Origin of the sequence: Gordonia namibiensis NBRC 108229, from assembly GCF_000298235.1 — a bacterium.
Classification (GTDB): domain Bacteria; phylum Actinomycetota; class Actinomycetes; order Mycobacteriales; family Mycobacteriaceae; genus Gordonia; species Gordonia namibiensis.
In genome coordinates this window covers 70370-84143 of the sequence record NZ_BAHE01000008.1, presented here as the reverse complement: position 1 = coordinate 84143, position 13774 = coordinate 70370, and the positions used below count along the sequence as shown (strand labels likewise).

Below are 13774 nucleotides of genomic sequence, written 5' to 3'. Positions count from 1 at the left end.
TCAGTCGCATACTCAGGTATGGGCACATCTGACCGGCAGGCCACCGCAGCCACCAGGACGCGGAGAAACTACGACTCGTCACGGCGACGTGACCAGGCTGCAGAAACTCGGGCACGGGTGCTCGACACGGCCATCAGAATGTTCAGCGAACGGGGCTGGTCGGTCGGGGTACGAGAGATCGCAGCCGAGGCAGGCGTGTCCTTCGAGACCGTCTATGCCAAGTTCGGGTCGAAGACACGACTTTTTCTCACCGCCTTCGACGTGGCGGTCGTCGGAGACGATCAACCGGTTCCCCTAGTCGACCGTTCCGGGTTCACCGCGATGTCCGCCGGCGATCGTCGTGAACGTGCGGCAGCCGGAGCCGCTCTGGCTGCCGAGATCTACGGCCGCACGACGGGTCTGTACCGAGCACTGCGTGAAGGCGCCTCCTCCGACACCGAACTGGCCGCCAAACTAGCCGAGGCGTACCGCCGACAGCGTTCAGACGTACGGACAGCCGGTGAAGCTGTCGCCGGACGCACACTCACCGACGACGAAGCCGAGGGTTTGTGGGCCGTGATCAGCACCGAGGTCTACGACCTGCTCGTCAACAACGCCGGATGGAGCCAATCGCGCTACCGGGACTGGCTCGCCGACACCACTTTGCGACTGCTGGGTCCAGCTTGACAGCAGCCCTTCGAATGAGAGGACAGGACCATGTCCACCCCGCCCGAACCCGCCGACACCCGAAGCATGGGCATAGTGCACAGCGCTCTACGACGCGACCTGCAACGGGCTCGCGTCGTCCTCGCATCACCGCCGACTCCCGGCGACCCTCAGCGCCGGGCACTCGCCGATCACCTCATCTGGATGATGGACTTCCTCCACATGCATCACACCGGCGAGGACCAGGGACTCTGGCCCCTCATCAGAAGGAGAAACCCGGATGTCGCAGCACTTCTCGACGACATGGAGGCCGACCATCTCCGCATCGCGCCCGCCGTCGAGGCGCTGATCGAGGGCGCCCACGCCTACCGCGCCGACCCGGAGGCACGGGAGTCGTTGATCCACAGGCTAGATCGACTCTCCGATGTACTGCTTCCCCACCTCGAACGGGAGGAATTCGACGCCATGCCGGTCGTCGCGGCCACCATCAGCACCGCCGAGTTCCGCGACGTCGAGCACGTGTACTTCGTCAAGCCAAAAGGTTTCGCCGAACTCGGCCGGGAGGGCCACTGGGTCGTCGACGGCCTGAACGACGAGGACCGAAACCTGATCTACCGTGTCGTGCCAACTATTCCGCGGTTCGTTCTAGTGCACGCCTTCGCCCGCGGCTACCGGCGTCGGGCCGAACTCATGTGGGGGCACGGGCCGGCGTCGAAGATCGGCCCGGTGACCGTCGGCGCGAGGAACGCGTCATGACTCGGCGTCTCGCCCACCGCGGCCACACCGAAGCATTCGCCGACGCCCCACCCGAGGTCGTCTTCGAGATCATCTCCGACGTCACGCGGGTAGGCGAATGGAGCCACGAGTGCCGGGGCGCACACTGGGTCGGCCCCGAGAAGGCAGCAGCACCAGGCGTTCGTTTCCGCGGAACCAACAAGTCCGGCATCTACTTGTGGAGTCGGTCGTGCGTGTTCACCGTGGTCGAACCGCCTCACGTCCTGGTATGGAAAACCCGTGGCCTGATGGCGACCTTCGATTGCACCGAATGGCGAATCACCCTCGAGCCGGATGGCTATGGGACGAGAATCGTACAGACGTATGAGCTGCTGCGTATCGCACCGGGTCTCGACCGCTTCTACTGGTGGCTCGTCAAGGGGCATCGCGATCGGCGGGCCGCGCTCGCCGAGGATCTCGAACGGCTGGCCGGACTCGCAGCAGCCCGGCCGCGCAAGGAGACTCCCGACCCCCGACACCTGACAATCAATCCGAGCAACACCTGAAATCCGCCGTCCGAGTTGTCAGGAAGTTCGCAGGAAACCAGCGGCCTGCTCTCAAGGATGCCCGGCATCGTGGTGCCGTGAACGCACCTCAGTCGCCCGACCACACCCCCACCGAACCGCTGGGTCAACCCGGCCATCCGTCGCCCCCGTACGCCGGGTGGGAAGGCCCGTCCTTCGCTCCTCCACCCGCGCCCGTCCCGTCATCCGGATCGCCACGGCCACGAACCGTGACCAAGCCGATCGTCGTGACCGCCCTGCTCGCCGGGCTCCTCGGCGGCGCCATCGGCGTCGGCGGCAGCGCGCTGCTCGACCATCAGGCCGCACCGGCCGTGCCGACACTCAGTTCCCGGCCCGCGAACGCGGTCGACGCCGGCGACGTCAAGCCCGGGTCGGTGACCTACGCGGCGAAGGTGGCGTCGGCGTCGACCGCGGACATCAAGGTGCAGATGGCCCAGGGCAGCGCGGTCGGCAGCGGCATCGTGTTGTCGTCGGACGGCTATGTCCTCACCAACAACCACGTCGTCGCGGGTGCGGGATCGGGCAGCAAGATCGTCGTGACGACCAGCGACGGCAAGCAGTACCCGGCCTCCGTCACCGGGACGTCGCCGTCGTACGACCTCGCGGTGATCAAACTCGACGGGGCGTCGGGTCTCACCGCGGCGACGCTCGGCGACTCGGACGCCCTGCAGGTCGGCGAACAGGTGGTGGCTGTCGGTAGCCCCGACAGTCTTTCGAACACGGTGACCTCCGGCATCGTCAGCGCGCTGTCCCGAACCGTGACCGCCGGCGACGAAACCGGTTCCGGGGTCACGGTCTACAACGGACTGCAGACCGACACTCCCATCAACCCCGGCAATTCCGGTGGGCCGCTGGTGAATCTGCAAGGGCAGGTCGTCGCGGTGAACTCGGCCGTGGACACCGGACAGGCCTCCGCGGGCGGTCCGCAGTCCTTCGGTCTCGGCTTCGCCATCCCGATCAACACCGCCGAGCGCATCGCCAACCAACTGCTGAAGAACGGTGAGGCAACCAAACCGGTTCTGGGAGTGTCGGGTTCGCTGTCGTCCTCGAGCCGGGAGGACGGAGCGAAGGTCACGGTGCAACAGGGCGGACCGGCCGCGTCGGCGGGTATCTCGACCGGCGACGTGATCACGAAGGTCGGCGACACCCCGGTCGCCGACTACGCCGATCTGATGGCACAGGTCCTGACGTACGACCCGGGTGCGACGGTACCCGTGACCATCGGCTCGGGATCTGATGCCCGGACCGTCCAGGTGAAGCTGGGCAGCAGCGTCGACAAGCAGCAGACGACGGTACCCGAATCCGACGGACAGCCCGAAGGTTCACGGCTTCCCTTCGGAGGCAACCCGTTCGGTCAGATTCCTTGATCGGAGCCCGGTTCAGCCGACGGTGATCGCGTCGAGACGTTCCCGGATGAAGTCTCCCGTCACGACGGGTTCGAGATTTTCTCGACGTGCCAGGGGTTTGCCGATCGGGGTCACCACCGCGTCATGGTCGAGTTCGTAGAAGAAGATCAGCGACATCAGGTCTTCTTCGGGAGCGTCGGGCTGCGGCGGCAGCACACGATGGCGTCCCGCCGGCCATCGTCCACCAGACCAGTATTCGAGCAGGTCCCCGATGTTGACCGTCAGTGCGGCGGGATCGTAGGGAGCGTCCGCCCAGCCGCCGTCCTGGCTGTAGACCTGCAGCCCGCCGGACCCGGGTTCCCGGTCGAGCACGGTCACGGTCCCGAAGTCGGTGTGCGGCCCGATGCGGTACTGCCCCGGTTCGGGTTGCCCCAGCACCGTCATCGCCGGGTAGTGGTTGATGTTCGACGTCCAGGTCGCGTTGCCGGCGAGATCGCGGAACGGATTGTCGGCGGCTGCGAACCCGAGCGACGCGGCCATCAGGGCGAGCAGGTCGTCGGAGAGCGCCTTGCACTCCGCGGTCCACGCGGTGAACAGTTCCTTCAACCGGGGAGCCTCGGTCGGCCAGACATCGGGCGCGAACCAGTAATCATCGATCTCCGGGACACCCACCGGCGTCTGGGCGCCGGAGTTATAGGTCTCCTTCAGGTCCGGCGGCGTCTCGGTTCCTTCGGCATATCCGTTGGCTTCCTTCCCCGGCCCGATCCAGCCGCGTCCGCCGACACCGACCGCGTACTTCTGCTTCACCTCGGTCGGCAACGCGAAGAACGCTCGCGCCGCCGCACGTAGCTCGGCGGGCAGCGCCGGGTCGATGCCGTGTCCGGTGACCAGCAGGAACCCGGCCTTCTGCAGGGACTCGTCCACCGCGGCGCACATCGCCGCGGCATCGGCTCCCCCCGCGCGCCAGCGGGACAGGTCGACGGTGAGGATCGGACTGTCGGTCATGCCTCGTCCCCGACGACGCCGATGTCCTCGTTCCACAGCGAGGGCTTGGATTCGATGAACTCCGACATCATCGTCACGCAGCGCTCGTCGTCGAGGATCGTGACCGGGATTCCGAGTTCGGCGAGCCAGTCCTCACCGCCCTGGAACGAACGGTTCTCCCCGATGACCACCGCGCCGATGCCGAACTGCCTGATCAGTCCGCTGCAGTACCAGCACGGTGCGAGGGTCGTGACCATGATCGTCGACGAGTAATCCAGCTGCCGGCCGGCCGCGCGGAATGCGTCGGTCTCACCGTGCACCGACGGGTCGTCGTGCTGGACACGACGATTCCGACCCTCGCCGAGGAGCTTTCCATCGGCGGAGAACAAGGCGGCACCGATCGGGATGCCGCCCTCTTCCAGACCCAGCCGGGCCTGTCGGTAGGCGGTGTCGAGCAGGTGCGAGAGGTCGATACCCGAGTCGGCGTCGGTGCGGGAACTCATACCGACAGCGTGCCCACCCGGCCATCGAGCGGCAACTGACACTTCGTCGCGCTGCACAGGACGCCGAACGTGCATATCGTCCTCTCATGCCCGGCTCCTCGACCACGTCGCTGCGTGACGTCATCCATCGGCACCTCGATCCCGCCGACCCGCGGGTGCTCACCGCCCACGACCACCTCGACGTCCCGGTTCGATGGGTCCACTCCAGCGAGATCTTCGAGATCGGGCCACTGCTCTCCGGCGGAGAACTCCTGCTCACCACCGGATTGGGACTCGGCGGCCTCGACGCCGGCACGAGGCGTCACTACGTGCGTGATCTCGCCGAACGCGGGGTCGCCGGACTCGCTTTCGAGATCGGCCGGACCTTCGACGCCGTTCCCGAGGAGATGGTCCGCGAGGGGTCGGCCGCACGTCTGCCGATCATCGAACTGAACCGTGTGCTGCCGTTCATCGACGTGTGTCGCGACGCGAACACCGCGATCGTCTCCGACGAGATCGACGAACTGCGACGCCGCACCGCGCTCGACGACGCCCTCCACGACGACCTCGTGTCACCGGGCGGGGTTGCCCGGATGCTGGCGCATGTGTCCGAGACAACCGGTAGGGCACTAGTTCTGGTCGGGTCCGGAGGTGCACTCCTCGCCGTGCACGGCGTCGACGACGATCGGTCGGCGTGGCGTCTCGTCGATGCGTCTCCGGTCTCGGTTCCGGTGATCGCCCGCGACCGTGAGATCGCCCGACTCGTGGCTTCCGCCGACGGACCCGAGATGCCTCTTCCCCAGTTGACCGCCTTGCTGAGGGCGGCCGCCGGACCGATCGCCTCGACGCTGACACGCTCGGGCACAAGGCATTCGGCTGTCGGGGCGCGCCTCGTCGAGGAGATGGTCGGTGGGCGCGCGCTGCGTCGCGCGGACCTGATCGCGCGGCTGGCAGGCGCCGGCGTGCCCGCCATGGACAGCACCCGCCTCGTGACGGTGGCCGCCGATGCGCCCGATCCGAGGATGGCCGAGTCGGTTCTCACGCGCGCCGCGTCGTCGACGTCGGGGCTGGTCCAGGCGACGATCGACGCGACGGTCTACGGGCTGGTCGCGGTGCCCGCGGAGGCCGAGGACCCCGTCGACCACGTCACAGACGCGGTCGACAAGGCTGCCGGAGGCGCCGGACGGATCACCGTCGTCGTCGGTGAGGCGTTCCGGCTGGGCGACTCCTCACCCGGAATCGAGATCGTCGCGGCGATCGCGGAGTCGTTGCGGAACAACGCCGGTCGTCTCGGCCGCGCCGCCCTGCACGTCCGCGAAGACCGGACCCGCTGCGTCTTCACCGGTCGCGAACTGGTTGCCGACGACGTCGTGCACGCAATCGACCCGCGGACGCGGTCGGACCTGCAGTCCCTGGTGGCCCCACTGGTGGAACACGATGCGAAACAGTCCACCCAGCTGGTCGCGACGCTCGATGTCCATCTGCGCCATGGGTGTAGCGCGACGCGCTCGGCGGCGGCGCTGCACATCGGGCGGCAGAGTCTCTATCAGCGCCTCGACCGAATCAGGAGTCTGTTGGGGTTCGACCCCACCGCTGCATCGGTCTACACATCGATATTGCTGGCAATCAACGCTTCCCGGGTGTCGGACGACGTCGGCGCCTGACTCTGGGAGACCCGCTCAGGACGGGGTCCGCTGGGACTGCGCCACTCGTCCCCGGGCGAGGATCAGATAGAGCCCGAACGCGAGCGCGAAGCCGACGAAAGCGCCGATGTCACCTAGCTCCGGCACCGCCCTGACGACATACCCGACGAACCGCTCCTGGTTGCAGAACAACAGGACCGAGGCAACCAGGCCGAGCACGAACGCGGCGACCCCACCCCAGTTCGCGTAGCGGGTGTCGTACAGGAGAGCGAGCGTCGGCGGTTCCCTGCGCAGCAAGCGATCTGCGAAGACCACGCCCAGCCACGGCCCGATCCAGTACGCGACGAGGAGCAGGAACGCCTCATACGACGCCGCTGCGTCGGCCAATGCCCACCAGGCGACGAGGAAGCCGACGACGCCGAAGAACACCGTCACCAGCGCGCGCTGTAGGCCCACGGGCAGCCGGAATCCCATGGCGAGGAACGCCATCGAACCGGAGTAGACGTTGATCGCATTCGCGGCGACGGCGCCGACGGCGATCGCGAGTAGCGTGAGATCGGCGACGAGGCTCGGCAGGTTGGCGGTGAACGCCTCGGTCGGGTTGTCCGACACCGGGTCTCCGATGGTCACCGACGCCGCACCCACCACCATCAGGAACGTGCACGAGAGGAAAAGACCGGAGGAGGCGAACAGCCCCGTCTTGACCTTGGACACGGTCGGCGGCAGGTAGCGCGTGTAGTCGGCGGCGTACGGGGTCCACCCGGCGGTGTAGCCGAACGCGGCGCCCATGGTCAGCAGGAAACCACCGATGGAGAAGCCGCCGTCGGCGGACGGCGTGGACACGTGGGACTTGCCGAAGATGATCACCGCGCCGACCACGAAGATGACGGCGAGCACGGGAGCGGCGATCCGTTCGAACCGCTGGACCAGGTTGTGGCCGAAGAACGCGAAGGCGGTCTGCGCGACGACGATGACGACCAACCCGAGCAACGGGGTGATCCCGAATAGCGTCGACAACGCGAAGGCGCCGCTGACGCTGTTGGTGGCGAACCATCCGACGCCGCACATCACCGCCATGAAGGTGGCCGGCAGGATGTTGCCGCGGTAGCCGAACGCGAGGCGCCCGAGCACCATCTGCGGGACCCCGTGCAGCGGACCTTCCGCCGACAGCAGGAAGTGCGCTGCGGCCCCGAGCAGGTTGCCGATGGCCATCGCCGCGACGGCCTGCCAGAACGACAGTCCGAAGTACAGGATCGAGATGACACCGACGAAGATCGTCGCGAACTCGAGGTTGGGCGCGGTCCAGGTCCAGAACAGGCCGCGCGGCGTCCCGTGCCGAGCATCGACCGGGATCGCCTCGTTGCCGCCGGGTTCGACGGCGAGCACCTTGTCGCCGTAACCGCCCTGCGGGGCGTCCGTCGCGTCGGGACTGTTCAAGGGTGCGCCGATTGCCATGGCGCAACTCTCCTGGTCAGCGCAGCGGTCGGCAACCGACAGTCTGTCCGGTGAGCGCACCGTGCCGACAGACAGATCGACTCGGGAGCGATATCCACGCGGTCAGACGTGCCCGGAGGTGGGCGCCCGTTCCTCAGCGGGGCGTCGTCGATGCAGCACGACGCCGACCGTCACGATCACCACCGCCGACAACGCCGACAACCCGATGGCCTCCCGCTGCTCGTCGTCGAAGGCCATCAGGACCAGCACGCCGACGATGAAGACCATCACCACGATGGTCAGGTACGGGAACAGCCACATCCGCACGGGCGGCTGTTCTCCCCTGGCCCGCAGCGACCGGCCGAGCACGAGCTGACTGGCGGAGACGCTCAGGTAGACGAACAGCGCGACCGAACCGCTGGTTGCGAGCAGGTAGCCGAAGATCTTGTCGGGCAACACATAGTTGCCGATGACGGCGACGAAGCCGACGATCATCGACGCCAGCACCGCGACCCACGGCACGCCGTTGCCCGTCAGCGACCGAACTGCTTGCGGGGCGTCGCGCCGACTGCCGAGCGAGTACAGCATCCGCGAGGCCGTGTACAGCGCGGAGTTCAGGCACGACGCCACGGCCGTGAGGATCACGAGGTCCATGATCAGCGCCGAACCGGGCAGCCCGATCGCCTCGAGCACCGACTGGTACGAGCCGTCGGAGAGTTGGTCGTACGGCATCAGAGCCACGACGACGAAGATCGAGCCAATGTAGAAGAGCGAGATCCGCCAGATCACCGAGTTCACGGCCTTGGTGATGCCGCGCTTCGGGTCAGGCGATTCTGCGGCCGCGATGGTGACGATCTCGGTGCCCATGAACGAGAACATCGTCACCAGCAGCCCCGCGAGGACCGCACCGAAGCCGTTGGGCATGAAGCCATCCGGCTCCCACAGATGATGCAGACCGCTTACGCCCGAGTGCGGGATGAGACCCAGGATCGCCAGGATGCCGACCACGATGAAGGCAACGATGGCGACGACCTTGATGAGCGCGAACCAGAACTCGAACTCGCCGTAGTTGCCGACGCTGACCAGATTGGTGACGGTCAGGGCGATCGTCACCGCGAGCGCCCACATCCATTGGGCGCCGCCGATCAGATCCGTGAGGATCGCCGCGGCCGCGGTGGCCTCCACCGGGATCACCAGCACCCAGAACCACCAGTAGAGCCAGCCGACGGAGAAGCCCGCCCACCTGCCGAGGGCACGGTCGGCGTAGACGGAGAACGAGCCGGTGTCGGGGTCGGCGGTCGCCATCTCGCCGAGCATCCGCATGACCAGCACCACGAGCGTCCCCGCGAGCGCATACGAGATCAGCACGGCCGGGCCGGCTTTCTCGATCGCGTTCGCCGAGCCGACGAACAGACCGGCGCCGATGACCCCGGCAATCGAGATCATCGTGATGTGGCGGGGCTTGAGGCTCGATCCGAGCCGGTCGGCCGGCCGGTCGGAGGCGCTCACTCGCGCCGGTGTTTCGCTCATCGCGGCATCGCTTCCATCCGTGTGTTCCACGCCACGACGGGCGCCGTTCCCGGATGTGCCCAACCGGTGTACCGCCGAAACCTGACCGGCTGTTTCATAGCTCCAACCCGCGTACGGCGCGATTCCCAGCTATGAAGCGGGTCGGTTCCAACTCAACCCGGCACCGCTCGGCAACCCGAACGGCAGCTTCGACGCACCGGCGATCCGGTGCGGCGCCGAGGTCGGCGAACAACGCGGCGTCGTGACCATCACCGGAACCGAACGCGAGCGCTGGGGTTGCCTGATCTACGCCGACGTGCGCTGGCTCAATCTGTCGACGGGCGCGACCGGGGCGGCCCGGATGTCGAACGGCCTGAACGGCTTCCCGCCCGAGGCGGAACTACGAACCGGGAGCGGGCAGGTGGTTATCACGATGCTCTAGGGAATCCAGGGGAACGTGACTCCCGGCTTCGCGACCGTCTCCGTGCCGTGAGGCATCAATTCCTCGTCAGATCCTGCGCGAGCATCACGATGGTGTCGCTGGGGCCGCGGAGGTAGGTGAGCTTGTAGATGTTCTCGTAGTTCGCGACGCCGCGCAGCGGATGGCAGCCGTGCTTCGCGGCGATCTCGAGCGCCGCATCGATGTCGTCGACGGAGAAGGCCACGCGGTGCATGCCGATCTCGTTCGGCAGCGTCGGCGTCGTCTCGATGGCGTCGGGGTGGATGTACTCGAACAGCTCGAGTCTCCCCTGCCCGTCGGGTGTCTGCAGCATCGCGATCTTCGCGTGGTTGCCGTCGAGACCGACTGCGGTGGAAGCCCATTCACCGCTGACCTCATCGCGGCCCACGACGGTGAGACCGAGGTCGGTGAAGAAGGCGATCGCCGCCTCGATGTCGCGGACTGCGATTCCGACGTTCTCGAGCTTGATGGCCATGTCGCCACGGTAACTCTGACCGCCGTTTCATAGCTTCACATCGCGGTGACCGCGAATTCGAGCTATGGATCGGGGATTCCGTCGGGCGTAGCGTCGGGGAACATGGTCAATCTCAGCAAACAGCACCCATCCGCCTACAAGAGCTTGATCGCGCTGAACGGCGAAGCCGACGAAGCGGTCAAACAGGCCGGGCTCGATCCCCTACTCGGTGAGCTGGTGAAAATCCGTGTGTCACAACTGAACGGGTGTGCATTCTGCCTGCGCATGCACACCCGCGACGCCATCGCGAAGGGCGAGACGTCCGATCGGCTGGCCGTCGTCGCCGCGTGGTGGGAGTCGCAGTACTTCACCGACCAGGAACAGGCCGCCCTCGGATTGGCCGAGGAAGTCACCCGGCTGTCCGTCCCGGCGCGCGAGGACTGGGACAACGGCTCGCTGAACGACGAACAGATCTCCGCGGTCAGCTGGCTCACGGTCGTCATGAACGCGTGGAACCGCGTCGCGATTCGGAGTCACTACCCCGTCGGACCCTGACGGCTAGCAGCCGTTGCGTTGCGTCGCGGTTTCCGCGACACAACGCAACGAGATCTCGCAGCGGCCTGGCCCGGAGGCGGTAATCAGACGTTGAAGCGGAACTCGACCACATCACCGTCTTGCATGATGTAGTCCTTGCCCTCCATCCGGACCTTGCCGGCGGCCTTGGCGGCGGCCATCGAGCCGGCCTCGTCGAGGTCGGCGAAGGACACGATCTCAGCCTTGATGAAGCCCTTCTCGAAGTCGGTGTGGATGACTCCGGCGGCCTTGGGGGCGGTGTCGCCCTGGCGGATCGTCCAGGCGCGTGATTCCTTGGGACCTGCGGTCAGGTAGGTCTGCAGGCCGAGGGTGTGGAAACCGGCGCGGGCGAGCGACGTCAGGCCGGGCTCGGTCTGGCCGATCGAGTCGAGCAGTTCCTGGGCGTCCTCTTCGTCGAGTTCGAGGAGTTCGCTCTCGACCTTCGCGTCGAGGAAGACGGCGTCGGCGGGTGCGATGGCTGCGCGCAGTTCGGCCTTCTTCGCATCGTCGGTCAGCACGCCCTCGTCGGAGTTGAAGACGTAGAGGAACGGCTTGGCGGTCATCAGGTGAAGCTCACGCACCGACGACAGGTCGAACGAATCCTTTTGCGAGAACAGCGTTTTGCCGCTGTCGAGGATCTCCTGCGCCTTCTTGGCCGCCTCGAGGGTCTCGACGAGGTCCTTGTTCTTGCGCGAGTCCTTCTCGAGACGCGGGATCGCCTTCTCGAGGGTCTGCATGTCGGCGAGGATCAGCTCGGTCTCGATGACCTCGATATCGGCGAACGGGTCGACGCGGCCGTCGACGTGCACGACGTCGCCGTCGTCGAAGACGCGGACGACCTGGCAGATGGCGTCGGCCTCGCGGATGTTGGCGAGGAACTGGTTGCCCATGCCCTCACCCTCGGACGCGCCCTTGACGATGCCGGCGATGTCGACGAACGACACCGTGGCGGGCAGGATGCGCTCGCTGCCGAAGATCTCCGCGAGACGCTTCAGTCGCGCGTCGGGCAATTCGACCACGCCCACGTTGGGCTCGATGGTGGCGAACGGGTAGTTGGCCGCCAGCACATCGTTACGGGTCAGGGCGTTGAACAGGGTCGACTTACCGACGTTGGGCAGACCGACGATTCCCAGGGTGAGACTCACGGGCGCCCAGTCTATCGGCACCGGCCGGGCGGCCCGACGCTGCGTCGGGCCTAGGCTGCGTCGGCTCCGATCGCCGGCCCCGCCGTCAGTCGCGGTCCAGCAGACCCTTGACCGGGTTCGGCGGGTCCGTGGGCGGCTCCTTGTCGGGGACGCCCTTCTGTTTGGTGACCGGCGCGCCTTCGGGGGCCAGGGTCTCTCCGGCCCGTTCGGCGATCTGTTCGTTCAGGTAGCGCAGCACCACCGCCAGCGACGCGACCGCGGGCACCGCGAGGAAGGCGCCGGTGATGCCGAACAGGGTGCCTCCCAGGGTGACCGAGAGGAGCACGATCACCGCGTGCAGATCCATCGACTTGGCCTGCAGCCACGGCTGCAGCACGTTGCCCTCGAGCTGCTGCACCAGCAAGATGACGCCGAGCAGGATCAGCGCGGTCGTCAGGCCGTTGGAGACGAGCGCGATGAGCACGGCTAGCGCACCGGCGACGAACGCACCGACGATGGGGATGAACCCGCCGAGGAACGTGACGACCACCAGCACCCCGGCCAGCGGGACACCGAGAATGAACAGACCGAGACCGATGAGCGCGGCGTCGACGAAGCTGACGATCGCCTGCGTGCGGATGAAGCCGCCGAGGCTGTTCCACATCCGGGTCAGGACCTCGCCGACGTGGGTGCCGGAGGGCTTGCCGACCGAGCGGTCGAGCCACGGCACGAACTTCGGACCGTCCTTGAGGAAGAAGAACACCAGCACGAACGACGTGAAGACGGTGACCAGCAGTGACGTCGCCGTACCCACACCACTGAAGACACCCGAGGCGATGGTCGACGCACTCGACTGGAGCTTGCTGGTGATGGCATTGACGATGTTGTCGAGCTGTTCGTCCTCGATGTTCAGCGGCGGCCCCTGGACCCAGTCCTGCAGATGCTTCACACCGTCGGTCGCACGGTTGGCGAGCTCGGGAGCCTGGGAGACGATCGACGGCACGATCAGGCCGATGACCCCGCCGAGCACGCCGAGCCCGACCAGCATCATGACCAACGACGCCGCTGCGGCCGGGACCCCGTGATTACGCATCCAACGCACCGGCGGCCACAGGATCGTGCACACGATGATGCCCAGCAGGACCGGCAGCAGGATCACCCAGAACTTGCCGAGCAGCCAGAACAGCACCCACAGCGCGGCTGCGACGAGCACGATCTGCAGGCCGACGGTTGCGCAGGAGCGCAGGCCGGCCATCATCACCTGGGCGCGCGTCGGGTACGTCTTCTCCTCGACCCCGCCGAGAACGGCGTCGCCTCCGAGGACGGTGTCGGCACCTACCGGAACGGAGTCCGGGTTGTCGGTTCCGGCCTCGCCGTCTGCACGCTGATCCTTCGAGCTGTCAGTCACCCGTGGATCCTCACACACCGCGATGACATTGCGGCGTCGACGCGACGGATGACACCCGTCGGTTTCGCGAACCTTCCGGACCGGTCAGCGTCGGCGCAATTTGCGCCCGAGGAAGCGGATCAGCGAGTTGACCGCCTCGAGTTCGGCGTCGACCTGGTTGAAGACCGGCGGCACGTCACCCCGGCCGCACATCTCGACGTCCGGCGGGTCGACCGGCCCGCTCGACGAACCGTCGGCTCGCCCGTGGTCCCACGACACGGGCGTGACGCCCTGCTCGGCCTCTTCTTCCAGGGCGCGCTTGATCGTCTCCGGGCCGTACAGGCCCATCATCATCTCCAGACCCCATCCGGGAAGGCCGGCGAGGGGGAGGTCGTCGTGCCGGCTTCCGCGGCGACCATCGAACCGTGTGGACAT

At 66.9% G+C, this 13774-nt stretch carries 15 protein-coding genes; 7 read left to right on the top strand and 8 right to left on the bottom strand.

All coding sequences use genetic code 11. From position 1 onward, the window contains the following. Nucleotides 1-18: 18 nt before the first annotated feature. From GONAM_RS04365 to GONAM_RS04350, 4 genes are all read left to right on the top strand, one after another. Entirely contained in the window at nucleotides 19-666 is a 648-nt protein-coding gene (locus GONAM_RS04365; protein ID WP_083876379.1) for a TetR/AcrR family transcriptional regulator, read from the top strand. 30 nt (nucleotides 667-696) lie between these two features. After that, entirely contained in the window at nucleotides 697-1401 is a 705-nt protein-coding gene (locus GONAM_RS04360) for a hemerythrin domain-containing protein (protein WP_006865565.1), read from the top strand. Next, the gene (locus tag GONAM_RS04355) at nucleotides 1398-1925 is read left to right on the top strand and encodes an SRPBCC family protein (protein ID WP_006865564.1); all 528 of its coding nucleotides are present in this window, start codon (nucleotides 1398-1400) and stop codon (nucleotides 1923-1925) included. Before GONAM_RS04360 ends, GONAM_RS04355 begins: the two co-directional genes overlap by 4 nt. Nucleotides 1926-2002: 77 nt before the next feature. After that, complete coding sequence (locus GONAM_RS04350; RefSeq protein ID WP_040535353.1) at nucleotides 2003-3310, top strand: S1C family serine protease; 1308 nt, start codon at nucleotides 2003-2005, stop codon at nucleotides 3308-3310. 12 nt (nucleotides 3311-3322) lie between these two features. Here the strand turns inward: GONAM_RS04350 and GONAM_RS04345 are convergent, their stop codons facing one another. Together GONAM_RS04345 and GONAM_RS04340 are read right to left on the bottom strand one after the other, a co-directional pair. Then, complete coding sequence (locus tag GONAM_RS04345) at nucleotides 3323-4294, bottom strand: isopenicillin N synthase family dioxygenase (protein WP_006865562.1); 972 nt, start codon at nucleotides 4292-4294, stop codon at nucleotides 3323-3325. After that, nucleotides 4291-4776 (bottom strand): nucleoside deaminase, encoded by a 486-nt coding sequence (locus GONAM_RS04340; RefSeq protein WP_006865561.1) that lies wholly within the window; start codon nucleotides 4774-4776, stop codon nucleotides 4291-4293. Before GONAM_RS04340 ends, GONAM_RS04345 begins: the two co-directional genes overlap by 4 nt. An 86-nt stretch (nucleotides 4777-4862) precedes the next feature. On the opposite strand from GONAM_RS04340, the gene GONAM_RS04335 reads away from it, so the two are divergent. Then, nucleotides 4863-6419 carry a PucR family transcriptional regulator gene (locus GONAM_RS04335; RefSeq protein WP_006865560.1) on the top strand — a complete coding sequence of 519 codons (1557 nt, stop codon included), beginning with the start codon at nucleotides 4863-4865 and terminating at the stop codon, nucleotides 6417-6419. Nucleotides 6420-6434: 15 nt separating this feature from the next. Here GONAM_RS04335 and GONAM_RS04330 read toward each other — a convergent pair whose 3' ends face one another. Next, a complete protein-coding gene (locus GONAM_RS04330) occupies nucleotides 6435-7853 on the bottom strand; it encodes a purine-cytosine permease family protein (RefSeq protein WP_006865559.1) in 1419 nt (472 codons plus the stop codon). A gap of 102 nt (nucleotides 7854-7955) precedes the next feature. Beyond that, on the bottom strand, nucleotides 7956-9362 hold the full coding sequence (locus tag GONAM_RS04325) for an amino acid permease (protein WP_006865558.1): 1407 nt from the start codon (nucleotides 9360-9362) through the stop codon (nucleotides 7956-7958). Nucleotides 9363-9483: 121 nt separating this feature from the next. Between GONAM_RS04325 and GONAM_RS04320 the strand changes: the two genes are divergently transcribed. Continuing rightward, a complete protein-coding gene (locus GONAM_RS04320) occupies nucleotides 9484-9783 on the top strand; it encodes a hypothetical protein (protein WP_051992468.1) in 300 nt (99 codons plus the stop codon). Between the two features lie 55 nt (nucleotides 9784-9838). Here the strand turns inward: GONAM_RS04320 and GONAM_RS04315 are convergent, their stop codons facing one another. Further along, nucleotides 9839-10276, bottom strand: a complete 438-nt coding sequence (locus GONAM_RS04315) for a VOC family protein (RefSeq protein ID WP_006865556.1) — start codon at nucleotides 10274-10276, stop codon at nucleotides 9839-9841. Nucleotides 10277-10378: 102 nt separating this feature from the next. On the opposite strand from GONAM_RS04315, the gene GONAM_RS04310 reads away from it, so the two are divergent. Continuing rightward, nucleotides 10379-10810, top strand: a complete 432-nt coding sequence (locus tag GONAM_RS04310) for a carboxymuconolactone decarboxylase family protein (protein ID WP_006865555.1) — start codon at nucleotides 10379-10381, stop codon at nucleotides 10808-10810. An 83-nt stretch (nucleotides 10811-10893) separates the two neighbouring features. Here GONAM_RS04310 and ychF read toward each other — a convergent pair whose 3' ends face one another. From ychF to GONAM_RS04295, 3 genes are all read right to left on the bottom strand, one after another. Continuing rightward, nucleotides 10894-11973 carry a redox-regulated ATPase YchF gene (gene ychF / locus GONAM_RS04305; protein ID WP_006865554.1) on the bottom strand — a complete coding sequence of 360 codons (1080 nt, stop codon included), beginning with the start codon at nucleotides 11971-11973 and terminating at the stop codon, nucleotides 10894-10896. An 85-nt stretch (nucleotides 11974-12058) separates the two neighbouring features. Continuing rightward, on the bottom strand, nucleotides 12059-13360 hold the full coding sequence (locus tag GONAM_RS04300; protein ID WP_006865553.1) for an AI-2E family transporter: 1302 nt from the start codon (nucleotides 13358-13360) through the stop codon (nucleotides 12059-12061). An 84-nt stretch (nucleotides 13361-13444) separates the two neighbouring features. Further along, nucleotides 13445-13774 carry a hypothetical protein gene (locus GONAM_RS04295; RefSeq protein ID WP_245548566.1) on the bottom strand — a complete coding sequence of 110 codons (330 nt, stop codon included), beginning with the start codon at nucleotides 13772-13774 and terminating at the stop codon, nucleotides 13445-13447.

What these genes read in the sequence shown, in the direction of transcription:
- GONAM_RS04335 (WP_006865560.1), top strand. Translation starts at nt 4,863, where the DNA reads ATGCCCGGCTCCTCGACCACGTCGCTGCGTGACGTCATCCATCGGCAC.
- GONAM_RS04330 (WP_006865559.1), bottom strand. Translation starts at nt 7,853, where the DNA reads ATGGCAATCGGCGCACCCTTGAACAGTCCCGACGCGACGGACGCCCCG.
- GONAM_RS04310 (WP_006865555.1), top strand. Translation starts at nt 10,379, where the DNA reads ATGGTCAATCTCAGCAAACAGCACCCATCCGCCTACAAGAGCTTGATC.
- GONAM_RS04365 (WP_083876379.1), top strand. Translation starts at nt 19, where the DNA reads ATGGGCACATCTGACCGGCAGGCCACCGCAGCCACCAGGACGCGGAGA.
- GONAM_RS04345 (WP_006865562.1), bottom strand. Translation starts at nt 4,294, where the DNA reads ATGACCGACAGTCCGATCCTCACCGTCGACCTGTCCCGCTGGCGCGCG.
- GONAM_RS04355 (WP_006865564.1), top strand. Translation starts at nt 1,398, where the DNA reads ATGACTCGGCGTCTCGCCCACCGCGGCCACACCGAAGCATTCGCCGAC.
- GONAM_RS04325 (WP_006865558.1), bottom strand. Translation starts at nt 9,362, where the DNA reads ATGAGCGAAACACCGGCGCGAGTGAGCGCCTCCGACCGGCCGGCCGAC.
- GONAM_RS04340 (WP_006865561.1), bottom strand. Translation starts at nt 4,776, where the DNA reads ATGAGTTCCCGCACCGACGCCGACTCGGGTATCGACCTCTCGCACCTG.
- GONAM_RS04295 (WP_245548566.1), bottom strand. Translation starts at nt 13,774, where the DNA reads ATGTCCACACGGTTCGATGGTCGCCGCGGAAGCCGGCACGACGACCTC.
- GONAM_RS04360 (WP_006865565.1), top strand. Translation starts at nt 697, where the DNA reads ATGTCCACCCCGCCCGAACCCGCCGACACCCGAAGCATGGGCATAGTG.
- GONAM_RS04315 (WP_006865556.1), bottom strand. Translation starts at nt 10,276, where the DNA reads ATGGCCATCAAGCTCGAGAACGTCGGAATCGCAGTCCGCGACATCGAG.